26 protein-coding genes and 1 pseudogene are annotated in these 22,927 nt (G+C 59.6%); 14 read left to right on the forward strand and 13 right to left on the reverse strand.

What is annotated here, in order from left to right:
- Positions 1-94 precede the first annotated feature (94 nt).
- Entirely contained in the window at positions 95-805 is a 711-nt protein-coding gene (locus H663_RS29665; protein ID WP_165803893.1) for a Crp/Fnr family transcriptional regulator, read from the forward strand.
- Here the strand turns inward: H663_RS29665 and H663_RS29670 are convergent, their stop codons facing one another.
- Positions 806-1,696 (reverse strand): 3-hydroxybutyryl-CoA dehydrogenase, encoded by an 891-nt coding sequence (locus tag H663_RS29670; RefSeq protein WP_116695846.1) that lies wholly within the window; start codon positions 1,694-1,696, stop codon positions 806-808.
- Between the two features lie 188 nt (positions 1,697-1,884).
- Here H663_RS29670 and H663_RS29675 point away from each other — a divergent pair, with 188 nt between their 5' ends.
- The 4 genes from H663_RS29675 to H663_RS29690 all read left to right on the forward strand — a co-directional run bounded on the left by H663_RS29675 (position 1,885) and on the right by H663_RS29690 (position 5,564).
- Positions 1,885-2,838 (forward strand): hypothetical protein, encoded by a 954-nt coding sequence (locus H663_RS29675; protein WP_133239998.1) that lies wholly within the window; start codon positions 1,885-1,887, stop codon positions 2,836-2,838.
- 73 nt (positions 2,839-2,911) lie between these two features.
- Complete coding sequence (locus H663_RS29680; protein ID WP_133239999.1) at positions 2,912-3,874, forward strand: hypothetical protein; 963 nt, start codon at positions 2,912-2,914, stop codon at positions 3,872-3,874.
- 86 nt (positions 3,875-3,960) lie between these two features.
- Positions 3,961-5,208, forward strand: a complete 1,248-nt coding sequence (locus H663_RS29685) for a glycosyltransferase family 4 protein (protein ID WP_053169024.1) — start codon at positions 3,961-3,963, stop codon at positions 5,206-5,208.
- Positions 5,209-5,306: 98 nt separating this feature from the next.
- Positions 5,307-5,564, forward strand: a complete 258-nt coding sequence (locus H663_RS29690; protein ID WP_053169025.1) for a hypothetical protein — start codon at positions 5,307-5,309, stop codon at positions 5,562-5,564.
- Here H663_RS29690 and H663_RS29695 read toward each other — a convergent pair.
- Both H663_RS29695 and H663_RS29700 read right to left on the reverse strand, forming a co-directional pair.
- A complete protein-coding gene (locus H663_RS29695; protein ID WP_053169027.1) occupies positions 5,556-6,500 on the reverse strand; it encodes a nucleotidyl transferase AbiEii/AbiGii toxin family protein in 945 nt (314 codons plus the stop codon). The two genes, H663_RS29690 and H663_RS29695, sit on opposite strands and share 9 nt — an antisense overlap.
- Positions 6,493-7,104, reverse strand: coding sequence for a hypothetical protein (locus H663_RS29700; RefSeq protein WP_053169029.1), 612 nt, complete (start codon positions 7,102-7,104; stop codon positions 6,493-6,495). The genes H663_RS29695 and H663_RS29700 overlap by 8 nt, the downstream gene beginning before the upstream one ends.
- 99 nt (positions 7,105-7,203) lie before the next feature.
- On the opposite strand from H663_RS29700, the gene H663_RS29705 reads away from it, so the two are divergent.
- Genes H663_RS29705 through H663_RS29715 form a run of 3 tightly spaced genes read left to right on the forward strand, consistent with a single transcriptional unit; the run spans position 7,204 to position 9,325 of the window.
- Positions 7,204-7,545 carry a hypothetical protein gene (locus H663_RS29705; RefSeq protein WP_053169031.1) on the forward strand — a complete coding sequence of 114 codons (342 nt, stop codon included), beginning with the start codon at positions 7,204-7,206 and terminating at the stop codon, positions 7,543-7,545.
- Between the two features lie 47 nt (positions 7,546-7,592).
- A complete protein-coding gene (locus tag H663_RS29710) occupies positions 7,593-8,585 on the forward strand; it encodes a hypothetical protein (RefSeq protein WP_053169033.1) in 993 nt (330 codons plus the stop codon).
- Entirely contained in the window at positions 8,579-9,325 is a 747-nt protein-coding gene (locus tag H663_RS29715) for a hypothetical protein (RefSeq protein WP_116695847.1), read from the forward strand. Before H663_RS29710 ends, H663_RS29715 begins: the two co-directional genes overlap by 7 nt.
- A 12-nt stretch (positions 9,326-9,337) precedes the next feature.
- Here the strand turns inward: H663_RS29715 and H663_RS29720 are convergent.
- The 3 genes and pseudogenes from H663_RS29720 to H663_RS29730 all read right to left on the reverse strand — a co-directional run.
- Positions 9,338-9,668, reverse strand: a pseudogene (locus H663_RS29720) (ABC transporter permease); the annotation flags it as partial.
- Between the two features lie 38 nt (positions 9,669-9,706).
- The gene (locus H663_RS29725) at positions 9,707-10,000 is read right to left on the reverse strand and encodes a type II toxin-antitoxin system RelE/ParE family toxin (protein ID WP_053169035.1); all 294 of its coding nucleotides are present in this window, start codon (positions 9,998-10,000) and stop codon (positions 9,707-9,709) included.
- Positions 10,000-10,263: a type II toxin-antitoxin system ParD family antitoxin gene (locus H663_RS29730; protein WP_053169037.1), complete on the reverse strand. Its 264-nt coding sequence runs from the start codon at positions 10,261-10,263 to the stop codon at positions 10,000-10,002. The genes H663_RS29725 and H663_RS29730 overlap by 1 nt, the downstream gene beginning before the upstream one ends.
- Here H663_RS29730 and H663_RS29735 point away from each other — a divergent pair.
- Positions 10,262-11,035 (forward strand): GFA family protein, encoded by a 774-nt coding sequence (locus H663_RS29735; protein ID WP_133240000.1) that lies wholly within the window; start codon positions 10,262-10,264, stop codon positions 11,033-11,035. The two genes, H663_RS29730 and H663_RS29735, sit on opposite strands and share 2 nt — an antisense overlap.
- Before the next feature lie 195 nt (positions 11,036-11,230).
- On the opposite strand, the gene H663_RS29740 is transcribed toward H663_RS29735, so the two are convergent.
- A complete protein-coding gene (locus tag H663_RS29740) occupies positions 11,231-12,037 on the reverse strand; it encodes an ABC transporter permease (RefSeq protein ID WP_053169041.1) in 807 nt (268 codons plus the stop codon).
- 2 nt (positions 12,038-12,039) lie between these two features.
- The gene (locus H663_RS29745; RefSeq protein WP_053169043.1) at positions 12,040-12,969 is read right to left on the reverse strand and encodes an ATP-binding cassette domain-containing protein; all 930 of its coding nucleotides are present in this window, start codon (positions 12,967-12,969) and stop codon (positions 12,040-12,042) included.
- Positions 12,970-13,273: 304 nt separating this feature from the next.
- Between H663_RS29745 and asd the strand changes: the two genes are divergently transcribed.
- Positions 13,274-14,131 carry an archaetidylserine decarboxylase gene (gene asd / locus H663_RS29750; RefSeq protein ID WP_053169045.1) on the forward strand — a complete coding sequence of 286 codons (858 nt, stop codon included), beginning with the start codon at positions 13,274-13,276 and terminating at the stop codon, positions 14,129-14,131.
- A 378-nt stretch (positions 14,132-14,509) separates the two neighbouring features.
- Here asd and H663_RS29755 read toward each other — a convergent pair whose 3' ends face one another.
- The 4 genes from H663_RS29755 to H663_RS29770 all read right to left on the reverse strand — a co-directional run bounded on the left by H663_RS29755 (position 14,510) and on the right by H663_RS29770 (position 17,759).
- Entirely contained in the window at positions 14,510-15,442 is a 933-nt protein-coding gene (locus H663_RS29755) for a uracil-DNA glycosylase (protein WP_053169408.1), read from the reverse strand.
- A 66-nt stretch (positions 15,443-15,508) separates the two neighbouring features.
- Entirely contained in the window at positions 15,509-16,024 is a 516-nt protein-coding gene (gene rimI, locus H663_RS29760; protein ID WP_420844043.1) for a ribosomal protein S18-alanine N-acetyltransferase, read from the reverse strand.
- Positions 16,021-16,803: a tRNA (adenosine(37)-N6)-threonylcarbamoyltransferase complex dimerization subunit type 1 TsaB gene (tsaB, locus tag H663_RS29765; protein WP_053169047.1), complete on the reverse strand. Its 783-nt coding sequence runs from the start codon at positions 16,801-16,803 to the stop codon at positions 16,021-16,023. Before tsaB ends, rimI begins: the two co-directional genes overlap by 4 nt.
- Positions 16,800-17,759, reverse strand: a complete 960-nt coding sequence (locus H663_RS29770; RefSeq protein ID WP_205872711.1) for a DMT family transporter — start codon at positions 17,757-17,759, stop codon at positions 16,800-16,802. Before H663_RS29770 ends, tsaB begins: the two co-directional genes overlap by 4 nt.
- Before the next feature lie 407 nt (positions 17,760-18,166).
- Between H663_RS29770 and dacB the strand changes: the two genes are divergently transcribed.
- The 4 genes from dacB to H663_RS29790 all read left to right on the forward strand — a co-directional run bounded on the left by dacB (position 18,167) and on the right by H663_RS29790 (position 21,857).
- Complete coding sequence (dacB, locus tag H663_RS29775) at positions 18,167-19,714, forward strand: D-alanyl-D-alanine carboxypeptidase/D-alanyl-D-alanine endopeptidase (protein WP_240620476.1); 1,548 nt, start codon at positions 18,167-18,169, stop codon at positions 19,712-19,714.
- A complete protein-coding gene (locus tag H663_RS29780) occupies positions 19,711-19,965 on the forward strand; it encodes a SemiSWEET transporter (protein ID WP_053169049.1) in 255 nt (84 codons plus the stop codon). Before dacB ends, H663_RS29780 begins: the two co-directional genes overlap by 4 nt.
- A gap of 119 nt (positions 19,966-20,084) precedes the next feature.
- Positions 20,085-21,161, forward strand: coding sequence for an SGNH/GDSL hydrolase family protein (locus tag H663_RS29785; RefSeq protein ID WP_053169051.1), 1,077 nt, complete (start codon positions 20,085-20,087; stop codon positions 21,159-21,161).
- A 69-nt stretch (positions 21,162-21,230) separates the two neighbouring features.
- A complete protein-coding gene (locus tag H663_RS29790; protein ID WP_338067169.1) occupies positions 21,231-21,857 on the forward strand; it encodes an OmpW/AlkL family protein in 627 nt (208 codons plus the stop codon).
- A 66-nt stretch (positions 21,858-21,923) separates the two neighbouring features.
- On the opposite strand, the gene H663_RS29795 is transcribed toward H663_RS29790, so the two are convergent.
- Positions 21,924-22,922, reverse strand: coding sequence for an L-threonylcarbamoyladenylate synthase (locus H663_RS29795; protein ID WP_053169055.1), 999 nt, complete (start codon positions 22,920-22,922; stop codon positions 21,924-21,926).
- Between the last annotated feature and the right edge of the window lie 5 nt (positions 22,923-22,927).

The following is a 22,927-nucleotide window of genomic DNA, read 5'->3' on the forward strand; positions in this document are numbered from 1 at the left end:
AAGGAATCGACAAATTGTTTCTGAGGTGACAATCTAAGGGAAAGCACTCACAATGTATTCCCCATCGACCCCGTCAGTCCCGAACAAGCTCCCCATGAATTCAACGCCCCCTCATGCCCGAGGCTCGACTTTCAAAAACATGGATGTGGATCACCTGTCCCTGACCTGGTCAGAAAACTCGGCTTTAAGGCAGCGCACGGCCACCGCACTGCAAGGCATCGGCGTGCTGCGCCATTGGCAAGAGGGGCAAGTGGTGCTCAGCCGGGGGCAGTCCATCTCGACCGCCCTGCTGCTCATGAAAGGCCGCTTGCGCGTGAGCGTGACCACACCCGAGGGCGAAGAACAACTGCTGCGCTGGATGCTGCCCGGCGAGATTTCAGGCTTGAGTTCGGTGTTTGCAGAAACCACTTACCCGGCTGATCTGGTCTCGGCCGGCCCCAGCCAGGTGCTGCACATTGAGCGGGCCAGGCTGCTGGATCTGATCAGCCAGGACGCCAGCGTGGCGGTGGACCTGCTGCGCATTTTGGGTTTGCGCATCAACCAGTTGTTTGACACCTTGGCCGACCAGGGCATGCACACGCTGGAACAACGCGTGTGGGCCACACTGGAGCGCATTGCCAAATTCAACAGCGTGCAAGTGGCCGACGGCGTGCAGCTGCGCGTGAGCCAATCTGACTTGGCGCAGGCCGCCATGGCCTCGCGCCAACGCGTCAACCAACAGCTGCAACGCTTTCAGGACAAAGGACTGATCCGGCTGGGCTACCGCAACATCGTGCTGCTGCGGCCCGCCAGCCACGGGGCTTGATCAGTAGGTGTAAACACCCTGCCCGGTCTTGCGACCCAGGCGGCCTGCGGCCACCATTTCCTTGAGCAGCGGGCTGGGGCGGTATTTGCTGTCGCCGTACTCCTTGAGGTAGACCTCCATCACGGCCAGGCACACATCCAGACCGATCATGTCGGCCAGTGCCAGTGGGCCGATGGGCTGGTTGCAGCCGAGCTTCATGCCCGCGTCAATGGCTTCGGCCTCGGCCAGGCCTTCTCCGAGCACAAAAAAGGCTTCGTTGATCATGGGCACCAGGATGCGGTTGACCACAAAGCCGGGCGCGTTTTTCACGGTGATGGGCGTCTTGCCCAGCGCCAGCGCCAGCTCGTGCACTGCGTCGTGGGTGGCGTCGCTGGTTTGCAGGCCACGGATGATTTCGACCAGCGCCATCATGGGCACGGGGTTGAAAAAGTGCATGCCAATGAACCGGTCCGCACGCTGCGTGGCGGCGGCCAGTTGCGTGATCGAGATCGACGAGGTGTTGGATGCGATCAGCACGTTGGGGGCCAGCATGCCGTCGAGCTGCTTCAAGATCTTGACTTTGAGTTCGTGGTTTTCGGTGGCGGCTTCGATCACCAGCTGCGCGCCCTTGAGGTCGTCGTAATTGCTGGAGCCCTGGATGCGGGCCAGCGCAGCGGCCTTGTCGGCCTCGCTGATCTTTTCTTTCTTGACCAGACGGTCCAGGCTGCTCGCCACGGTGGCCACGCCTTTGGCCACGGCCGCGTCCGAAATGTCGACCATCACCACTTGGATGCCCGAAACGGCGCACGCCTGTGCAATGCCATTGCCCATGGTGCCTGCGCCAATGATGCCTACGGTCTGGATGCTCATGTTCTTTCCTTGAAATGCCAATAAAACGGAGAAAAGCGGCATCTTAGCGGCCCGATCCGAATGAATTACTGACAACAGGCGCCATGGGGATGAACGCCACCGCAAAGATTGACAGCGACACCGCATCCACCAGCCCTGCGATACAACAGCTGCCAACCATCACCCTGACGATTTGGTAGCCTTTGCAATTACATTCAGAAACCGCCCACCCCACACACCAAACACCGCACATGCGAATGACACAACACCCCACATGGATGGCGCATGGCCTGCGCCTTTTGCTCAGCTTGACGGTGGCGCTGCCCTGCCTGAACGCTGTGCATGCCCAAAGCACAGCCAACGCCCAAGCTGCCGCATCCACTGCTGCGTCCGCAGCCAGCGCACCCGGGCTGACACAAGCGCAAGTCAAAGCCCAATATGAAAACTGCCCCAGCGGGCACTACACCGGGCCACGCCCGGGCAAAGCCCGCTACACCAAAGACCCCTGGCTGTGGGTGGTGACGCCGGAGTTTGCGCGCAAGTTCTGCATGCCGCCGGAGTTTGTGAGCAGCGAACTGCAAGGGGCCGAAGCCATTGCCTACAAGATGGTGCAAAACCAGGACGAAGAGGTGTGTGGCTGGGGCGACAACCCCGATGTGTGCCGACGCGCCAGCGAGCACCGCTTTGAGATTTATTACAAGAACGGGACGATTCCGAAAGATATTGACGCTCCATATTTTCATGCGGCCAGAACGCCGTCTACAAAATTACTTGCTTCGAGCGACGCGCAGTGGCAATTCAAGATGAAAAGTTTGAAGAAAAAACCCCGCATCGGAGCCCTAGGGGTTTTTGAATCTCAGCAGTTTGGCCTGCAATCGGTCAAGGGAGGCAAGATCGCGTGGCCGCTGGGCACACTGGCGCAAGAGGTGTATTACGAAGAAGCATTCGAAGGCATCGACTACCTGGCCGTCGAAGGCGCCTCCGGTTTCAGCCGTCTGGAAGGCTGGCGCAAATCAGGGGCCAAGCAGATGGTGATCACTGCACAAAAGCTGAATGACCCCCGTAAATATTCCCAAACACCGATGAACGAGTTTGCGCTCGTCATCACATTACCTACTCGCTTGTCTGAACGGCTGATTCAAAACGATCAGGCCAAGGGGCTGGACCTGCAAGGGCTGGCACGCGAAGCGCTCAAGTTGCCCTGATTTTTAAAGACCCACAACACACCAACACACGATGGGCCAGGCACATGGTCTGCGTGAACACAAGGAACCTTTCATGAGAACAAAGCAGACGCAAAGCCTCTTTTTCCTGGCACAGTGCTTGCGCTCTGTCGTGGGCATGGGCCTGACGCTGGTGCTGTGTGTGCACTTTGGCGTGAACGCGCAAAGCACGATCACAGTGCAATCACCTGCACCTGTAGTCAGCGCACCCGGGCTGACACAAGCGCAAGTCAAAACCCAATATGAAAACTGCCCCAGCGGGCACTACACCGGGCCACGCCCGGGCAAAGCCCGCTACACCAAAGACCCCTGGCTGTGGGTGGTGACGCCGGAGTTTGCGCGCAAGTTCTGCATGCCGCCGGAGTTTGTGAGCAGCGAACTGCAAGGGGCCGAAGCCATTGCTTACAAGATGGTGCAAAACCAGGATGAGGAGGTGTGCGGCTGGGGCGACAACCCCGATGTATGCCGACGCGCCAGCGAGCATCGCTTTGAGATTTATTACAAGAACAGGACGATTCCGAAAGAGCGGGATGTGCCTTATTTTCATGCAGCCAGAACGCCGTCTACAAAATTACTTGCTTCGAGCGACGCGCAGTGGCAATTCAAGATGAAAAGTTTGAAGAAAAAACCCCGCATCGGAGCCCTAGGCGTTTTCGAGTCACAACAGTTTGGCCTGCAATCGGTCAAGGACGGCAAGATCGCCTGGCCTCTGGGCACACTGGCGCAAGAGGTGTATTACGAAGAGGTTTTTGAAGGCATCGACTACCTGGCCGTCGAAGGCGCCTCAGGCTTCAGTCGTCTGGAAGGCTGGCGCAAATCAGGGGCCAAGCAGATGGTGATCACGGTCCGTAACCCGGCGGCCAAGGATGAGCGCCGTCGCTCATGGGAAATGCCGCTGTCCGAATTTCCACTTGTCATCGCCATACCCCCCCGCTTGTCTGAGCGCCTGATTCAGAACGATCAGGCCAAGGGGCTGGACCTGCAAGGGCTGGCACGCGAAGCGCTCAAGCGGCCCTGACCCCATGCTTGAGCGGGTCGACCCGCCCCGGAAACACCGCCTGCCCCGGATTTGTCATGCGATGATTCACGCCTGATTGGCGCCCCATGAACATCCTTTTCGTCCACCAGAACTTTCCCGGCCAGTTCAAGCACCTGGCCCCGGCCTTGGTGCGGCAAGGCAACCGCGTGGTGGCGCTGCACATCAATGCCTGCCCACCCGTACCCGGCGTGCAGCTGGTGCGCTACCCCGTTTCTGGCCAGCCCGCACAAGGCACACACCGCTGGCTGGCTGATCTGGAAGTCAAAACCCTGCGGGCCGAAGCCGCCTACCGCGCCGCCCGCCAGCTCCAGCAGGACGGCTTCACGCCCGACGTGATCGTGGCCCACCCCGCCTGGGGCGAGAGCCTGCTTTTGTCGCAAGTCTGGCCAGCGGCGCGCATCGGCATCTATTGCGAGTTTTTCTACCACGCTCAGGGGGCCGACGTGGGCTTTGACCCCGAGTTCCCCGGCGCAGACCCCGACGAGGGCTGCCGCCTGCAAATGAAAAACGCCAATTACGAGCTGCACTTTGCGCGTGCGCACGCGGGCATCGCGCCCACACACTGGCAGGCCTCGCTGTTCCCCGAGCCGTTTGCGTCGCGCATCGTGGTCATCCACGACGGCATCCGCACCGACCTGGTCCGCCCCAACCCCGAAGCGAAGTTGCAGCTGCAAACCGCGCAAGGGCCGATCGTGCTGGGCCAGAGCGACGAAGTCATCACCTTCGTCAACCGCAACCTGGAGCCCTACCGCGGCTACCACCAGTTCATGCGGGCGCTGCCTGCGCTGCAAAAAGCCAGGCCCCAAGCCCGCGTGGTCATCATCGGTGGCAGCGAGGTCAGCTACGGCGCCGCGCCGCCGCCCGGCCCCGACGGCAAAGCCCAAACGTGGCGCGAAATATTTCTGAACGAAGTCAAAGGCGATCTGGACCTGTCACGCGTGCACTTTGTGGGCAAAGTGCCCTATGCCGACTTCTTGCGCGTGCTGCAGGTGTCCACCGTGCACGTGTACCTGACCTACCCCTTTGTGCTCAGCTGGAGCCTGCTCGAAGCCATGAGCGCAGGCTGCGCCATCGTGGCCAGCGACACCGCCCCGGTGCGCGAAGCGATTCGCCACGGCGAGACCGGGCAGCTGGTGGACTTTTTTGATCCGGCGGCGCTGGCAGAGCAGGTAGCGGCCTTGTGCGAAAACCCCACAGAGCGGGCACGGTTGGGCGCGCAGGCGCGGGCGTTTGCGGTAGCGCAATACGATCTGGAGACGCGGTGTTTGCCGAGGCAGATGGCGTGGGTGCAAGGGTTGGCGGGGGCTTATTGATCCGGCCTGCGGAAGTTTGCATTGCTGCTTCCAACTCGCACCTTGTGGGAGCCAGCCCTGCTGGCGATAGGACGCCTGCGGACCACAGGCTTTTTTGCTTGCAGAGCAAGCTGGACTTCTCGCTGGTGTTGACCCGTTACGGCCTGGAGTTGCCAGAGCGGCTGCACGCCTTGAATGTCAAGACTCAGGTGATCGTGATGTTGAGCCGTGTAGGCCGCGCTTTGACGAATGACAGCATCGGTCGGGGTGCCGTCGCATTGATGAGCAAACCATTCAACATCGAAGAGCTGATGAGCGAAATGGACCGGGTGATGGGGATTTTCGTCAGCAACCAACACGTTCAGAATTCACATTGAATCCAGGTGCTTTTCAATTCGAGCCAGCAGTTGATCGAAATCCGGCTGGCCTTGGTAGTAAAGGGCTGAAGATTTTCGATATTCCCGTGCAAAAAGATCCCGCTGTTCGGGATCTCTCAGTGTGAAGGCGGGATTGCAGGCGATCACCAATTCATCGCCGGATCGAAAGCGTTGCACTTTGCGTTCCTGGTATGCAGGCTTCTTCATGAACGCTTGGACTTCCGGCAGATCGAGCAAGCAGTACACATCGTAGTAATGCCGCAGAAAGTTGGCTGGAAACTGCCGGGCCTCGGCCAGTCGGCGGTACTTGGTTGAGAGGGTCTGGAGCTTCTCGACGAAGGTATGTGTCGGTGCGTAACAGGGGACATTCACTGCGCGGTTGTCCGACACCTGAACGCCTCGGTTCATGGCGAAATCCAAGGCCCATGAAGAGATGGTGACAAGGCGATTGGGCGCTGTATCGTCAAACCCCAACTCCAGCAAGATACCGTCTTTGACGCCAACCAGGGCGGCGGCTCGGGGTAAGTAAGACAGGCGAATGCCTGCGCTGCGCATTTTGTCGTCATCGAAGAATGTATCCCGTTCCACGCTGTCGATGCCGGGAATACGGATGCGCCTGGCCAGTTCGTCGTAATACGCCTGCCGAGAGGCGATGTGGACCGGTTTGTCCTGGTTGCGACCGATTTTCACGTCCATGTCGGTCGGTGGCTCGATGCGGATGTCGATGTCTTCCGAGAACCTGTGGATCACCCCGAAGCCCTTGGACAAGGACGTGCCGCCCTTCAACTCGAACACAAAGCCTTGAGCTTGCAGCCCCCACAGGCTGTGCATGATCCAGTAATCCTTTTCAACCAGCAAGGGATCGAGCCCACGGTCATTCGCCACGATGGAGAGCAATTGGACGAAATCGCTGCGTTGGTGCAAAAACTCAGCCACCGACCCACTCCCGAATGCGTTTGCGTGTGACCATGTTGCCGTAATTGTCTACAGCCGCTTGCAGCTGATCTAGATCGAAGGAGGACAGCTTGTTGCGAGCCTGGCCAAGCACCCTATCGCGGTCTTCGGCCAGCTCTTCGAGATTGTTGAGCAGGTCAACGTAGAGAAACTCACGTGTCAACGTCTTGGGAAAGCGGGGCTTGACCCTGAAGTCGAACTGCCTCTTGCCCAGCTGAAAAACACCATGTCGCTTGTGGTTGTAAACCAGCGTCCGGTTGTAGAGCTGGGTGGTGCCCAGGCCCACGGCGTTGTAGGACGAGGGCGAAAACACCAGGAATTCCTTGTCACGCAGAAACCCTTTCACCACATCATCGTCAGCCGGAGGAAGGGGGCCAAAAGGCGATTGCTGGGGTGCGTGGTAGAGCCCTTGCGCCAGCTTCTGAAGTTTGCCCATTAAAACCAGCTCACGCAGGTGCCGATCTACAGCATTGCTCACGCGAGCCAGGTCCTCCCGCCGATAGACGTGGCCCGCCTGCAGCGCATCCGCAAGGTGCGCAGCGGCACCCTGCAGGGACGGTGTGGACAGTAAAGCGTCAGCAGGCATGAACAAATACTCATTGAAATTTCATGCATTTTAGCAACTCAGGCCAGAAAGGTCGCTTGGGCTTTGTAGCTTTGCTCAAAGCCCCCGCCTGAGACAGGCATGATGCGCGACTCGCACCTTGTGGGAGCCAGCCCTGCTGGCGATAGGACGCCTGCGGACCACAGGCTTTTTTGCTTGCAGAGCAAGCTGGACTTCTCGCCGGAGTTGACCCGTTACGGCCTGGAGTTACCGGAGCGGCTGCACGCCTTGAATGTCAAGACTCAGGTGATCGTGATGTTGGGCCGTGTAGGCCGCGCTCTGATGAATGATTGCATCGGTCCGGGTGCCGTCGCATTGATGAGCAAACCATTCAACATCGAAGAGCTGATGAGCGAAATGGACCGGGTGATGGCAGACGCATTGGCATCAATCCCTTCATATAACCTCAATACCGCACAATAACAAAATAATTGTTATTGTGCATATTTAATGTTAAATTATTCAGCACAATGACCATCAAACAGCAAATAGAGCGCTATTTAGAAGATGTACTGGGAACCGTCGCGCCGGGGGTCGAGCCCTGCGCACAGGCGGCATTACTGCCTTATTACCTGCAGGAAGCTTTTGACTATGGGCAATTGACGTTGGCGGGGCAGCACATCGTTTTGGCCCTGAAAAAAGAGGCGACTCAACAAGCTTTAAGGGATGTGCGTGTGCAAGTGACGCGCATTGGCGAGGCTCTGGGTTTGCCTGTGGTTTATTGCCTGCCGACCTTGGCCTCCTATGAGCGGCGAAACTTGATTGAGCAAAAGGTTCCCTTCATCGTACCGGGCAATCAGATGTACTTGCCTGATCTGGGGATCGATTTGCGGGAGCATTTCCGTCAAAGCAAACCTGAACCCAGACAAAGTCTCAGCCCTTCGACACAGGCGCTTTTGATCTGGCATTTGATCAACCGTCCGGCACAGGACGAGTGGCTTCCGGGTGCCGATGCTTCGGCATTGGGCTACACCCCCATGACACCATCCAGAGCCATGCGGGAGTTGGTGCAGGCGGGTCTGGCTGAACCCATGGCAGCCGGACGCAGCAAAGGTCTGCGCATGGTGCAAACACGACAGGAAATTTGGCAACAGGCCCTGCCCTTGCTGCGCACGCCCGTCAAACGCAGCTTGTGGGTTCGCGAACAAGCTCTGTTGGCGTTGGCCGGTGTTCGGTTGGCTGGGCTGTCGGCCTTGTCTGAACGAACAATGCTGGCCCGTCCGCGGGAGGCCACTTTCGCCATGACGACAGGGCAATGGCAGCAAGCCCTTGGACAAGGCATCCAAGAAGTGCCGGGGCCGGACACGGGGGCTTGTCAATTGGAGATATGGGCCTACAGTCCGGCCATGGAAGCCAATGCCAAGACCGTTGACGCCTTGTCTTTGTGGCTGAGCTTGAAAGACAGCGCGGATGATCGCGTTCAAATGGCATTGGGTGAATTGCTGGAGCAAATTCGATGGTGAATGGGCTGGAGCGATTTCGGGTGTGGTTTGAGGGCTACGCGGATCAATTCGTCTTGATCGGCGGAACGGCCGCCTCGATCGCCATGGAGGAAGCAGGGCAAGACTTCAGGCGCACCAAGGATCTGGATGTGGTGCTGCATCTTGAAGCACTCACGCCAGAATTTGGAAAGCGTTTTTGGGCGTTTGTGGAAGCCGGAGGCTACGAGATTCGTCGATCGGACGCCACAGAAAAACCGAAGCTATATCGCTTTGCCAAACCCCAAGAAGAAGACTTTCCCTTCATGGTGGAGTTGTTTGCACGCGCGCCAACAGACATTCAACTGGCTGCTGGCAGCAAGTTGACGCCAATCCCCATGGATGAGGCAGTCTCAAGTTTGTCTGCCATCTTGTTGGATGACATTTACTACGACTTCTTGATGGCTGGACGCCGCAACCTCAATGGTTTGCCTTGGGTGGGCGAAGATCGGCTGATCCCTCTCAAAGCAATGGCTTGGTTGAGCCTGACGAAACAAAAAGCCGCTGGCGAGCAGGTCGACTCCAAAAACATCTCCAAACACTTGAAAGACATCTTGTTGCTGGCCGGGCTGCTGAGTCCGACACAAACCATTTTTGTGCATGACAAGATTGCGAGCGATTTAAGGCGATTTATCGATGCGGTTTCTGCACACGAAATTGAAGGAAAAAATCTCACCGTCAAACTGACCTTTGAACGATTGGCAGCGGCCTACCAATTGTTCTAGCCGCCAACCAGTTCAACTCCTGAACCGCTTCCGCGTCAACGCTAACGCAATCCAGAACGACACCACCGCAAACCCCGCCAGCACCAGCACATGGCGCAACGGTTGCTCTGGCCAGCGGTCCAAAAACAGCGGGCGCACCAAATCCACCGCCACCGATAGCGGCAGCCAGTCGGCGATCACGCGCACAAACGCGGGCAGTTGTTCACGCGGGGAAGAAGATGCTCGAGAGGAACATCATGTGCGCGAGGAACAGGGTGATGTAATAAGTGAAGAAGTCATAGCCTTTGGCCAGCGCGTTGAAGATCAGCGCCATGCAGCTGAAGGTGATGCCCCAGACCAGCAATAAGGTGTATCGACGGGACTGTGTTTCAAGACGCCAATTCAGAAAAGCCTGCTGTTGACGTCTCGCGCATGGTGCAAAACACGGATAACAGTGATGCCCGAATCGCTGGCGACGTAGTACAAGTTGTATGCAGCCGATGTAGGCCAACATCTCACTTCCTTGTTCAATTCCGGTCGCGCTCTTCCCATCAAGGGTTGCAACGCCAATGTCAGGGCTTCTTTTTCAATGACTTCCAAAACATGGTCGGCCGCCTCGAAACTTTCTTCAGCGATAAAAGACCATGCCTCCAAAAGATCCGTCTGCGCGCTTTGCGCAAAAGAGACTTCAGGCATCAGCTGCGCTTTTTCAGAACACGCCCCTGGGCCTTGATGGCCGCCATGTCCATCTTGCTCACCCGCCCTGCGTCGAGATCGGCCATGCCTTGATCGATATCGGCTTTGAGAGCAGCCAAGTTCGACTGCTGTACGGACTGGTACGCCTCAAACAGTCGCAAGGCTTCACGAATGACCTCGCTGGCTGAGCCATACAGACCCGATGCCACATGCGCACGGACGCGGGCCTCAAGTTCCATGGGCAAAGATATGTTGAGCGTCATGAGATTCTCCTTCAATGGCAAGGTTTGCCATATTACGACATCACATCCCAAAATGCATCAACGCCTGAACCGCATCCGCGCCAAAGCCAACGCGATCCAGAACACCACCACCGCCCCCTCCCAGCGCGCCAGCACATGGCCTAGCGACTGGTACGGCCAACGATCCTTGAAGAGGGCCGAGGGTGCGCACCAAATCGAATGCCCCTTTCAGTGGAGAACTCTGATTTGCAGACCCGACATTTGCCTGGGTAAATCTAGAAAGTGGAGCGCTTGGCTGAGGATTGACGTTCAGCGCCATCGTCATATCAAATTGAACCGATTCACCACTAAAGGAACCTCCATGCTTAACGGTGCATGCCTGTGCGGACGTATTCAGTACGAAATCGATGGAGAACCCCGGTTCATGTATCAGTGTTTTTGTGGGAAGTGCCGCGCGGCATCTGGCGCGTCTTTTGTGACGAACATCATTGTTGACATGGATAAATTCAGAATCACTTCAGGCAAGGAATACCTCACAGCATTCGAATCCAGCCCAAAGAAATTCCGCCATTTCTGTTCAACCTGCGGCTCGCCAATCTACAGCCACGGCGAAAAAACAAAGCAGGTTGTCGGGGTTCGCTGTGGCACGCTACGACATGCTCCAAATGTGAGCATCGCCTACAACGCCTTCGTTGCTTCCAAGGCGCCTTGGGTCGACATCTGTGGCGACCAGCTGCAATTTCCCGACTGGCCCGATCCAGCGGTAGTGAAGCAGTTCTTCACGAAAAATTAATGGCACCTACCCGGGACCGCACAGTTCGGCACGATGCCGCGCTGCCTCAGCGATAACGTTGAGCGACTGATTTCTGCTAGGACCGCTGACGGACGATGGTCGGTACATGCCAGTTACGCAGGGTTCATCCAGAAAACTCTTTATTGCAATTGATGCAGAACTGAATAGAAGACATCACCAAACCACCCAGTCACCTCAACTCCTGAACCGCATCCTCGTCAACGCCAACGCAATCCAGAACGACACCACCGAAAATCCCGCCAGCACCAGCACGTTGCACAGCGAATGTTCTGGCCAGCGGTCCAAAAACAGCGGGCGCACCAAGTCCACCGCCACCGACAGCGGCAGCCAGTCGGCGATCACGCGCACGAAGCCGGGCAGTTGCTCACGCGGAAAAAAGATGCCCGAGAGGAACATCATGGGTGTGAGGAACAGGGTGAAGTAGTAGGTGAAGAAGTCGTAGCCTTTGGCCAGCGCGTTGAAGATCAGGGCCATGCAGCTGAAGGTGATGCCCACGCCCAGCAGCACGGGCCAAGCCACCAGCAGCTTCCAGCTGTGGCTGATGCCCAGGGCCATCATGACCCCCAGAATGGCCGTGACGGTGAACAGTGCTTTGAAGGCGGCCCACAGCATTTCGGCCAGCACCACGTCATCGAGCCGCACCGGGGCGTTCATGATGCCGTCCCAGGTTTTTTGCACATGCATGCGCGAGAACGCCGAGTACAGCGCCTCAAAGGTGGCCGCGTTCATGGCGCTCATGCAGATGCTGCCACTGGCCAGGAACAAGATGTAAGGCACCTTCTCGCCGCCCATCTCGATCTGCCCGACCAGCGAACCCAAGCCGTAACCAAAGGCCACCAACCACATGAGCGGCTCGGCGATGTTGCCCACCAGGCTGGGGATGGCGAGTTTTTTCCAGACCAACCAGTTGCGCTGAAAGACGGGCCACCAGCGCATGGACAGGCGGGGTGCGGCCCAGATGTTGTTTTGAATTTGACTCATGATCAGCCTTCCTCTCGGATCTGGCGTCCGGTCAATTTCAAGAACAGGTCTTCCAGGTTGGAAGGTCGGTGCAGCGTGCGCAGCGTGGGCCAGGCCTCCAGCGCGTGCATCAGCGCTCGGCTGTCTTGGGTGTAGAAGAACACCGTTTCACCGCTGACCTCGATGCGCCCGGCCAGCGCTTTCAAGCTGGCTTCTTGCGCCAGCGTGACCGCGCCTTGGCCAAAGACTTCCACGACTTCAGGCTCCAGGTGCTCGGCGATCAGGTCGCGGGGCTTGCCTTCGGCGATCTTGCGGCCTTGGTCCAGCACCAAAAGTCGACTGCACAGGCGCTCGGCCTCGTCCATGAAGTGGGTGGTGAGCAAGATGGATTTGCCCTCTTGCAGCAGCACCTGCAACCGCTCCCACATGAGGTGCCGCGCCTGCGGGTCCAGGCCCGTGGTGGGCTCGTCCAGCATCAAGAGTTGCGGGTGGTTGATGAGGGCCCGCGACAGGCTCAAGCGCCGTTTCATGCCGCCCGACAACTCGCCCGGTTTGGCCTTGGCTTTGTGGCTCAGGGCACCGAATTCGAGCAACTGGGGAATGCGCTCGCGGATCACGGCGTCGGGCAGGCCGAAGTAGCGGCCAAAGACCAAAAGGTTTTCTTCCGCGGTGAAGTCCGGGTCCAGCGTGTCCATCTGCGCCACCACGCCCAGGCGGGCTTTGATGGCCAAGGCGTCTTGGGGCATTTGCAAACCGTCGAAATAACGGATTTCACCGCCATCGGGCTGCGACAAGCCCAGGCACATGCGCAGTGTGGTGGTTTTGCCCGCGCCGTTGGGGCCGATCACGCCCAGGCATTCACCGGGCTCGATGTGGAAAGACAGGTCGTTGACCACCGTGGCGTCGCCGTAGCGCTTGACCAAGTGTTCGACCGAAAGCAATGGGGTGTTCATGCCCCGGATTGTGCCCTGCCCCCGGGCGGTATTTGTAGGTCGGCGGCTTCAGCCCCGACATGAACCTGCGACACAGTGGACATTGTCGGAGCTGAAGCTACCGACCTACGGGGATATCTGTAGGTCGGCGGCTTTAGCCCCGACATGGACCTGCGTCACAGCGGACATTGTCGGACCTGAAGGTACCGACCTACGGGGATATCTGTAGGTCGGCGGCTTCTACCCCGACATGGACCAGCGCCAGAGCCCCTTCGGCTGCCCGATAAAATCAAGCCCTTCTCTTGAACCGCACCCGCGGCCTCTTATGTCCAGCTCCTTTTCTGACCGCCTGGCAGTTTTGCCGCAATACATGATTCCAAAACAAGCCCTGACCGCCTTTGCAGGCTGGGTGGCGGGCAGCCAATGGGGGGGTGCCACGACCGGCATCATCAACTGGTTCGTCAAGCGCTACAACGTGAACATGAGCGAAGCGGCCAACCCGGACACGGCCAGCTACAAGAGCTTCAACGAATTTTTCACCCGCCCCTTGCGCGGCGATGCGCGTCCGCTGGCTGCGGCTGATTTTGTGAGCCCGGTGGACGGTGCCATCAGCCAGTGCGGCCCGATTTCTGGCGATCAGGTGTTTCAGGCCAAAGGCCACCGCTACAGCACACGCGCCTTGGTGGGTGGCGACGTCGCATTAGCTGCCCAGTTTCAAGACGGCGAATTTGCCACCCTTTACCTGAGCCCACGCGACTACCACCGCATCCACATGCCTTGCGCGGGGCAGCTCACGCGCATGATTTACGTGCCGGGCGATTTGTTCTCGGTGAACCCGACCACCGCACGCGGTGTGCCGGGGCTGTTTGCACGCAACGAACGCGTGGTGTGTGTTTTTGAAGGCGAGCACGGCCCGTTTGTCATGGTGCTGGTGGGAGCCACCATTGTGGGCAGCATGGCCACCGTGTGGCACGGGGTGGTCAACCCGCCGCGCCCGGGCACGGTACGCGAGTGGACCTACGAGATGGGCAACATCGCCCTGGCCCAAGGCGAAGAGATGGGCCGCTTTTTGCTCGGCTCCACCGTGGTGATGCTGTTCCCCAAAGGGGTGATGCAGTTCAACAAGGACTGGACACCGGCCCGCCCGATCGTGATGGGCGAGGCCATGGGCAGTTTGGGCTAATCTGCGCTTCAGCCTTCTGCCGGAGACATTGTCGGACTCTTCGAGTACCGACCTACGATGTCACCCGTAGGTCGGTGGTCGAAGACCCCGACATATCTCGGCCGGGTGGCTATGCCTATTTGGGCTGCGGTGGTCAATCCATCAAATGTCGGACTCTTCGAGTACCGACCTACGGTGAGGCACGATGTCGAGTACCGACGGTGAGGCACGTTGTTACCCGTAGGTCGGTGGTCGAAGACCCCGACATATCTTTGGACACCCTGGGTGCCCAAAACAGGACGCTGGGTGGGCGGACATGTGTCGGACTCTGCGAGTGCCGACCTACGATGAGGCACGTTGTTGCCCGTAGGTCGGCGGTCGAAGACCCCGACGTGATCTTCAGCCTTTGACCACCTTGAGCGCCAGCACCAGATCGGCCCAGGCTTTGGCTTTGTCGGCGGGGTTGCGCAGCAAATAGCTGGGGTGGTAGGTCACGACCACCGGCACGCCTTGGCAGTCGTGAACCTGGCCGCGCAGTTTGCCAAGAGGTTCGGTGCTTTGCAGCAGCGATTGCACGGCAAAACGGCCCATGGCCAGGATCACTTTGGGTTTGACCAGGGCGACCTGACGCATCAGGTAGGGGGCACAGGTGGCCACTTCGGCGGGTGTCGGGTTGCGGGGGATGGCGGGACGACACTTGAGGGCGTTGGCGATGTAGACGCCAGACCCGCTCTCGTCCTGCCGGTTGAGACCCACTGCTTTGAGCATGTTGTCGAGCAATTGACCCGACTGGCCGACGAAGGGCTTGCCTTGCGCGTCTTCCTCTTCGTCGGGGGCTTCGCCCACCACCATCCAGTCGGCCTGAACATGGCCCATGCCAAAGACAGTGTTCTTGCGTTCCGTGCACAAGGCGCAGGCCTGGCAGGTCGCCACGGTGCCTTGCAAGGCTGCCCAGTCCATGCGGTCAATGCCTTCTGCCAAGGGCTGGGCCTGCACTGCCGCCGATGCCGCAGGCGCTGTCGAAGCTGGGGCTGCAGCGGGGCCAACGGGTGCATGCCTGCTGTGTGCCGCTCTCGCCGCCACCTCGGGTGCTGACATGGGCGTCATGGCGGGGTCCGCTGCCGAAGTCCTTGCAGCATCAGATGGTGCAAGCCGTGCATCGCCTTGCTGTGCAAGGGCCTGAGCGCCGCTCTGGGGTGCCGTTTCTGCAGTTGAGGTGTCAGCAGCTGGCCTGGACAGCTCCGACGCCTTGGGCCACCAGACGCGCACACCCATCTCGGCCAGCATGGCGCGTTGGCGGTCGTCCAGGTCAAATCGGGTGGGGTCGGTCATGTCCATTTGTTTCAAAATTCATGCGCAGCGTCTCTGGCGGTCAAGTGCAAAAGCGGCAGGGGCCCTTCACAGCGGCAGACTCATCACCACAGCATGTTCGCGCTGCTGGCGGTCCAGGGGATAGTAATCCTTGCGCAGGCCGACGCGGCGAAAGCCATAGCGCTCATACACATGCATGGCACGGGCGTTGCTCTGGCGCACTTCGAGCCACAGCACTTTGGCGCCTTGGCTGCGCGACCACAGTGACAAGGCATCCAGCATCATGTGGCCCCAACCTTGCCCTTGCCAGGCCGGTGCCACGGTGATGTTGAGCAGGTGCATTTCTTCCACGCCATGCATGGCCAAAAAGTAGCCCAGCAATTCGCCTTCGAACCACAGGCACTGGGCGTCAAACAACGGATTGAGGGAATCCCGAAAATTGCCCCGCGACCAAGGGTGGCTGTAGGCGGTTTGTTCGATGGCCAGCACGGCATCCAGATCGTCGTGCGTCATGGTGCGCAAGGTGACCGCGTTGCGCATGGCCTCGCACGGCGGCTGCTCGGGCTGAAGTGGCGACTGCGCTTGTCCCATGTCCACGCTCATGGATTGGCTGCGGCGCGGGTGGCAGCAAGAGCTTGGGCCTGGGCCTTCAGGGCTTCGCGCTCGGCGGTGGTGTTGGCCACTTTGTCGCGGATGTACAGCGGCATGGCCTGATCGGCAGGCACGGCCAGCCCCTGCGCCCACAAGGCGGGCGCCAATCGCAACAAGGCCGCAGCGGTGGGCAAGGCCACGCAATGCGGCCCTTGCGGCAGGCGTTCCCCATAAGCGGCAAACGCATTGCCTGCCAACAAAACAGGCTTGTCCTGCGGGCTGTGAATTTTTTCGGGGGCGCTGACCTGCAAAGCAGAGACTTCTTGCCAGTTGCCCTGAACTGGCTCGCCCACTTCGGTCGTGGGCTGCCAACGGTAGGCCGCGCTGTAGACCTCATCCATGCGCGCATCGAGCAAGGCCAGCACCGTCAGCGGCGCATCGCTCTGAATATGCCCGGCCTGGCATTGCTCGAACCGGGCGTCTTCGGCCACGGCCAGCAAGGTGTCCACTGGCAGCACCGGAATGTCGGCACCAAAAGCCAAGCCTTGCGCCACCGCGCAAGCCGTGCGCAAACCTGTAAATGAACCCGGACCCCGGCCAAACACCACGGCGTCCAGTTGCGGCAAGGTCAAACCCGCCTCGGCCAGCATGGCCAGCACCGCAGGAATCAGGCCGCTGGACGCCTGTGCGCCACCGGGCAAGGTTTGCGTCCAGAGCCGATCGCCTCGGGCCACGCCCAAAGACAGCACATCGGTGCTGGTGTCAAAGGCCAGCCAGTTGTGCGCTCTCATGGCTTGGCCCCCCCAGCTGGCTTGGCTTGGCGCACACCAAACAAGATGCCGCCAGTCACCAGCGCCAGCCCGGCCAGCAAGTTCCAATGCATGGGCTCGCCCAACAACCAGACCGCGCCCATGGCCGACAGACCCGGCACCAGGGCGGTGATCATGGTCGAGCGCACGGGCCCGAAGTGGCGCACCATCTGCGTGAAGGTGATGCCAGAAATCACCACCGAGCCGCCGCCCTGGAAAGCGGCCTGAAACAGAAACTCGGTCCACGGGGCCTGATGTAGATGTGTGGGCAAGACACCCCCGGTAATCAAGGCCAGATAAAGCGGCACAAAGCCCACGAAGGCAAACGCCGTGATCGCCATGGTGGCACGCACTGCGTCCAGGCCGTAACGGCGCACGGTGACGCTGTAACCCGACCAACACAAGGCCGCCGTCATGAAGAGCAGATCGCCCTTCCAGACCTCGCCGCCCTCAAAGGCCTTGAGCAGGCTGACCCCACCCACCAGCAAATCGCCCAGCACAATGAGCCCCAGGCCCACGGCGCGCGAAGATGACACTTTTTCACGCAGCACCAGCCAGGCCAGCAAAGTCGTCCACAGCGGCAAGCTGCCCGGCATCAAGACAGAAGCATGGGCTGCTGGCGCAAAAAAGAAGCCGCTGTAGGCCAGCACCGCATACAGCAATCCCCCCAGCAACCCGGCTTGCACCGTGGGCGCCAGCGGCAAGGGCGACAGCCCCAAAAGCGAGCCGACCTTCTCGCCCCGCTGACGGGCAGGCCGCATCAGCCACCAGGCCCAGGGCAAAAGCACACAGCTGGCCCCCAGAATGCGGGCCAGCGCAATGTCCAGAGGAAGCAGCCCCCGCGAAGCCGAGGCGCGGGCAATGACAATGAAGCCGGTCCAGATGAGCACCGTGATGACCGCCGAGACCAAGCCCACGGTTTTTGAAGAAAATCGCATGGGCGCAATGATACGTGGCTGGCCTGCCGCCCCATCGACCATACGTCGGACTCTTCGAGTGCCGACCTACAAGTCCTTGCCGTAGGTCGGCGGTCGAAGACCCCGACATGGGTCCTGCGCCGAAGCGGCCAAACCTCGGACTCTTCGAGTGCCGATCCACAAGTCCTTACCGTAGGTCGGCGGTCGAAGACCCCGACATGGGTCCTGCGCCGAAGCGGCCAAACGTCGGACTCTTCGAGTGCCGATCTACAAGTCCTTACCGTAGGTCGGCACTCGAAGACCCCGACATGGGTCCTGCGCCGAAGCCCATATCTCCCGCAGACCGCTAGACTTGGGCGATGTTGTTTTGTCTCTCCGCTCACCACCCCCACGCACGCAAGCCAACACCCGGGCGCTGCTGGCAACCTGTGCGCGCTGCGTGGCTGGCCTTGGGGCTGAGCTTGTGCGCGCTTTGGACGCATGCTGCACAGGAAACGTCACCCATCCCAAGCCGCACACATCGCACGGCAGCGCCCCACCACCTGCCCCCGGCCGTTTTGCAGGCACTGCGCCAGGCTCAGGTGCCGCCTTCGGCCATCAGCGTGCAAGTCAGCCCCATCTCTGCCCCCAGCATGGTTGCTGTTTCGGCTCCTGGCCCCACCCCGGACTTGCCCCGCTTGGCCCACCGCGCTGCTGAGACCATGAACCCGGCATCGGTCATGAAGCTGATCACCACCTATGCCGGTTTGTCGCTGCTGGGGCCTCAATACGTCTGGCGCAACCGCGTTTATACCGACGGGCCGGTGCAAGCCGGTGTGTTGCACGGCAACCTGATCTTGCGCGGCAGTGGCGACCCCAAACTGGTGGTCGAGCGCTTGCAGGACTGGATGGCCCAGATCAACGCAGCCGGGGTGCGTGAGGTGCGCGGCGACATCCTGCTGGACCGCAGCGTATTTGACGTCAGCCCGCGCAGCGAGCCCTTTGACGACGAGCCGCTGCGCCCCTACAACGTGAGCCCTGATGGCTTGCTGCTGAATTTCAAGGCCGTGATTTACACCTTCAGCCCGGATGTGGCCGCAGGCCTGGTGCGTGTGCGCTACGAGCCTCCGTTGGCGGGCTTTGAAGTGCCCCAAGAATTGCCTTTGAGCACAGGCCCTTGCAACGACTGGCGCCGACAGCTGCAGGCCGACTTCAGCCAGTCGCAAGCGGCACGGTTTGCGGGCACTTACGCCGCCAGCTGCGGCGAGCGGTCCTGGCCCGTGGCTTTTGCAGCGCCCGAAGCCTATGCCCCGCAACTGATCCTCGCCCTGTGGCTGGCCTCTGGTGGGCGCCTGACGGGTCAGGTGCGCGATGGCACGGTGCCCGCACGGGCGCGCTTGCTGCTGGAGGCACCCTCACTGCCGCTGACCGAGGTGATGGCCGACATCAACAAGTTGTCCAACAACGTGATGGCGCAGCAGTTGTTTTTGACGCTTTCGAGCAATCTGGGTGCCCCGGGCCGGTTTGAGGCTTCGCGTTTGCGTGTGCTGCGCTGGTGGCGATCGGAATTTGCGGGGCTGCCAGAGCCCGTGCTGGACAACGGCTCGGGCCTGTCACGCATCGAGCGGAGCACCGCCCAAGCGCTCACCGCCTTGCTGCACGCGGCCAGCGCCAGCCCGCATGCCCAGGCGTTTCAAAATTCTCTGGCCATTGCGGGTGTGGATGGCACGGCGGCGCGCTTGCGTGAACGCCAGCCGAATTCACCCGTGATCGGGCAGGCCTGGCTCAAGACCGGCTCCTTGCGCGATGTGGCCTCGGTGGCCGGTTATGTGCAGGGCCAAAGCGGCCAGCGCTACAGCGTAGTCGCCATCATCAACCACCCCAACGCCAACCAGGCCCGCCCGGCGCTGGACGCCCTGCTGGAATGGGCGGTACGTGACACAAACAACCCGGCCACCGCTTCCAACGCCTTGCGGCCCGCGAGAATCAAACCATGAACCTGATCGACTGGGTCGGCACAGCGGCCGCTATCTTGACCACCGCCAGCTTTGTGCCGCAGGCTTGGCACACCTTCCGCACCCGTGACGTGAGCGGCATCTCCTTGGGCATGTACAGCTTGTTCACCGTGGGCGTGGCCTTGTGGCTGGTGTACGGCGTGCTGATGATGGCCTGGCCCATCATCATCGCCAACATCATCACCACCAGCCTGGCGCTGATGATTTGGGTTATGAAAATAAGATTCAAATAGTTTTAATAGTCAATATACAAAGAGTCTGTCGGTACATATACCAATGCGATAAGCGGCTATTCCTCCTAAGATGTCAAAAAAGAACAGTCGTTCTTTTTTGAAACAACAGGAGACAAACGATGCGTCAATTCAAGCGATACGGTCTGGCAGCAGGGCTGGCGGCCGTGCTGGCATGGGGGCTGGCGGGCTGCGGCGGTAGCAGCGATGGGAATCAGCAACTGAGAGTCAGTTATTCATCGCTGGTGACTTTTGGGGACAGCTTGAGTGATGTCGGCACCTACAACGTCGACAAGATCACTGCTTTGGGCGGTGGCAAGTACACAGTCAATTCTTCCACCTCCAAAAACTGGACCGAACTGCTCGCCACGCAAATGGGCCTGCCCGCGCCATGCGCCGCTCAAACTGGATTGGACGGCTCTTACTTTAATGCGCCAGTGGTCAATCACAAGGAGTGCCTCAATTACGCTCAAGGTGGTGCCCGTGTGACCTTTCCCGTTGGCCCGGGCAACAAATTAATCCCTGACAACTCTGCACTGGGTCAGTTAACGGTGCCTGTCGTCACCCAAATCAGCAACCATTTGACCAAAGTGGGCGGGACATTTACCGGTAAAGAACTCGTTACCGTGATGGCGGGGGGCAATGACGTCTTGATGAACCTTGGCGCTGTCGGTGCCTCAGCAATGACCCCCACTGCGGCGGTCACAGCCATGGGTGTGGCGGGCGCAGAAATGGCGGGTTACATCAAGGCGCTCATCGTCGGTAAAGGTGCGAAATACGTGGCGGTCCTGAACGTTCCCGACATCAAAAACACGCCTTTTGGACAAAAGCAAACCACTGCAACCCAAGGCCTCATTGACATGATGGTGACCACTTTCAATGACCAGCTGAAAGCTGGCCTACAAGGCACTTCGGGTGTCGTGCTCATTGATGCTTACACCGCCAGCAAAGACCAGGTCTTGAACCCAGCGCAATACAGCCTGAGCAACGTCAAAGGAACCGCCTGCAAATTAAGCGATCCAAACCCTGACCCTCAAGTCAACCCCTTGAACAGCTCTTTGGTGTGCAATGCAGCCAATGTCAATGTGGGTGATGTGTCCCGTTACTTGTTTGCCGACTCCGTTCACCCCACGCCCTATGGCTATCAATTGATGGCGCAATTGGTGTCCAAAGAACTGGTACTCGCCAAATGGTTTTGAAGCACTGAATACCTAGGAGAAACACACATGAAAAAAACAATCAAGTTCGTGGCCTTGAGCGGAATGTTGATGGCGGGTTCTATCGCAAGTGCTCAATCAGCAGGTACATGGATGGGAAGACTCGGGGGCACTCAAATCACGCCACAAGTCCAAAGTGACAACATGACCGCGCCCAGTTTTCCCAACACCAAAACAGATGTGGGGGGTGACAGTCAACTCGGAGGTGGCATCACTTATATGTACACCGACAACATCTCCATCGACATCCCACTTGCACTGCCTTTCAGTCATAAACTCTATGGCGCTGGCTCCTTGGCCGGAGCGGGACAAATCGGTTCGGTCAAAGCCTTGCCTTTTACGGTGTTCGGTCAGTACAGGTTCAACAAAGCGAATGCCAGCTTCAGGCCTTACTTGGGCTTGGGTCTGACCTATGCATACTTTTTTGATGAAAAAGGCAGTGGAGTCCTCACCGCGATGACCAATCCTGGCGGCTCGGCCACCAAACTGAGCATCCAGTCCAAACTGGCAGTGACACCCCAGGTGGGCTTCAGTGTTGCCTTGAACGAAAAATGGCTGCTGGATGCGTCCTTCAGCAAGACTTACCTGAAAACGCGTACATCGCTGTCAACAGGGCAAACCATCGATACAACACTCAACCCGGACACGATCAGTCTGGGCATTGGCATGAAGTTCTGATGTCTGCGTGAAAAGTCAAAACGCCCGCTGCAAGCGGGCGTTTTGACTAGAGATGCGGCCTCCCAGTCAGGCCGCTGCTCTTTTAAGACGGTCAAGCACGCCTTCCCACTCGGGCGTGTCGGGCGGCAGCTGAACCCAAATTTGTGTCACGCCACGCACATCCAGATCGCGCAGCACACTGAACAAATCATGCGCGGCCTGTTCGGCGCTTGTGGACTGTGCGCGCCAAACAACGCCTGCGCCTGCGCCTGCGCCTGCGCCAGCGTCAGGGCGCTGGGCCGACCACACACCCAGGTTGTTGGCATGCGGGCCGAGGGCCTGGAGTTTGGCGTCGATGTCTTGCGCCGACATCAAGCGCACCTTGGCACGCGGCGCGTAGTGCGATTCGAGCGTGCCCGAGGCGCGTGGTGCGGCTTGGGTCAGCGCATCCTTGTCCAGAACGGTGCGGCCGCAAGCCGCTTCAATCTGCAGGCGGGTGATGTGCCCGGGGCGCAGCAGCACCGGCTCGCCGCGTGTGCAGTCGATGATGGTGGACTCAATGCCCACCGCACACTCGCCACCGTCCAGAATCAGCAAGTCTTGGCCCAGTTCGGACTGCACATGCGCGGCCGTGGTCGGGCTCACGCGACCAAAGCGGTTGGCGCTGGGTGCTGACACGCCTTGCACTCCCAAGGCCGCACAGGCTTGCAACAGTTGCTGGGATACCGGGTGCGACGGGCAGCGCAAACCAATCGAGTCTTGCCCACCCGCGGAGGCCATAGCCACGCCGCTTTGGCGCGGCAAGATCAAGGTCAAGGGGCCGGGCCAAAAAGCATCGATCAAGGCTTGCGCAAATTCGGGCACCTGCGCGGCAAAGATCGGCACCTGTGCGGCGCTGGCCACATGCACGATCAGAGGGTGATCGGCCGGACGGCCCTTGGCCACAAAAATCTGGGCCACGGCCGCATCGTCGGTCGCATTGGCAGCCAAGCCGTAAACCGTCTCGGTCGGAATGCCCACCAATTGGCCGTCACGCAGGGCGCGTGCTGCCTGCGCAATAGCGCGTTCGTCTGCCGCAATGATCATGGCAA

Source organism: Limnohabitans planktonicus II-D5 (assembly GCF_001270065.2).
Classification (GTDB): domain Bacteria; phylum Pseudomonadota; class Gammaproteobacteria; order Burkholderiales; family Burkholderiaceae_C; genus Limnohabitans_A; species Limnohabitans_A planktonicus.

Excerpts from the sequence above, each read along its gene's own strand:
- H663_RS29665 (WP_165803893.1), top strand. The coding sequence starts at position 95 with ATGAATTCAACGCCCCCTCATGCCCGAGGCTCGACTTTCAAAAACATG.
- H663_RS29670 (WP_116695846.1), bottom strand. The coding sequence starts at position 1,696 with ATGCCGCTTTTCTCCGTTTTATTGGCATTTCAAGGAAAGAACATGAGC.
- H663_RS29675 (WP_133239998.1), top strand. The coding sequence starts at position 1,885 with ATGCGAATGACACAACACCCCACATGGATGGCGCATGGCCTGCGCCTT.
- H663_RS29680 (WP_133239999.1), top strand. The coding sequence starts at position 2,912 with ATGAGAACAAAGCAGACGCAAAGCCTCTTTTTCCTGGCACAGTGCTTG.
- H663_RS29685 (WP_053169024.1), top strand. The coding sequence starts at position 3,961 with ATGAACATCCTTTTCGTCCACCAGAACTTTCCCGGCCAGTTCAAGCAC.
- H663_RS29700 (WP_053169029.1), bottom strand. The coding sequence starts at position 7,104 with ATGCCTGCTGACGCTTTACTGTCCACACCGTCCCTGCAGGGTGCCGCT.
- H663_RS29705 (WP_053169031.1), top strand. The coding sequence starts at position 7,204 with ATGATGCGCGACTCGCACCTTGTGGGAGCCAGCCCTGCTGGCGATAGG.
- H663_RS29710 (WP_053169033.1), top strand. The coding sequence starts at position 7,593 with ATGACCATCAAACAGCAAATAGAGCGCTATTTAGAAGATGTACTGGGA.
- H663_RS29715 (WP_116695847.1), top strand. The coding sequence starts at position 8,579 with ATGGTGAATGGGCTGGAGCGATTTCGGGTGTGGTTTGAGGGCTACGCG.
- H663_RS29725 (WP_053169035.1), bottom strand. The coding sequence starts at position 10,000 with ATGCCTGAAGTCTCTTTTGCGCAAAGCGCGCAGACGGATCTTTTGGAG.
- H663_RS29735 (WP_133240000.1), top strand. The coding sequence starts at position 10,262 with ATGAGATTCTCCTTCAATGGCAAGGTTTGCCATATTACGACATCACAT.
- H663_RS29730 (WP_053169037.1), bottom strand. The coding sequence starts at position 10,263 with ATGACGCTCAACATATCTTTGCCCATGGAACTTGAGGCCCGCGTCCGT.
- H663_RS29740 (WP_053169041.1), bottom strand. The coding sequence starts at position 12,037 with ATGAGTCAAATTCAAAACAACATCTGGGCCGCACCCCGCCTGTCCATG.
- H663_RS29745 (WP_053169043.1), bottom strand. The coding sequence starts at position 12,969 with ATGAACACCCCATTGCTTTCGGTCGAACACTTGGTCAAGCGCTACGGC.
- asd (WP_053169045.1), top strand. The coding sequence starts at position 13,274 with ATGTCCAGCTCCTTTTCTGACCGCCTGGCAGTTTTGCCGCAATACATG.
- H663_RS29755 (WP_053169408.1), bottom strand. The coding sequence starts at position 15,442 with ATGACCGACCCCACCCGATTTGACCTGGACGACCGCCAACGCGCCATG.
- rimI (WP_420844043.1), bottom strand. The coding sequence starts at position 16,024 with ATGAGCGTGGACATGGGACAAGCGCAGTCGCCACTTCAGCCCGAGCAG.
- tsaB (WP_053169047.1), bottom strand. The coding sequence starts at position 16,803 with ATGAGAGCGCACAACTGGCTGGCCTTTGACACCAGCACCGATGTGCTG.
- H663_RS29770 (WP_205872711.1), bottom strand. The coding sequence starts at position 17,759 with ATGCGATTTTCTTCAAAAACCGTGGGCTTGGTCTCGGCGGTCATCACG.
- H663_RS29780 (WP_053169049.1), top strand. The coding sequence starts at position 19,711 with ATGAACCTGATCGACTGGGTCGGCACAGCGGCCGCTATCTTGACCACC.
- H663_RS29785 (WP_053169051.1), top strand. The coding sequence starts at position 20,085 with ATGCGTCAATTCAAGCGATACGGTCTGGCAGCAGGGCTGGCGGCCGTG.
- H663_RS29790 (WP_338067169.1), top strand. The coding sequence starts at position 21,231 with ATGGCGGGTTCTATCGCAAGTGCTCAATCAGCAGGTACATGGATGGGA.
- H663_RS29795 (WP_053169055.1), bottom strand. The coding sequence starts at position 22,922 with ATGATCATTGCGGCAGACGAACGCGCTATTGCGCAGGCAGCACGCGCC.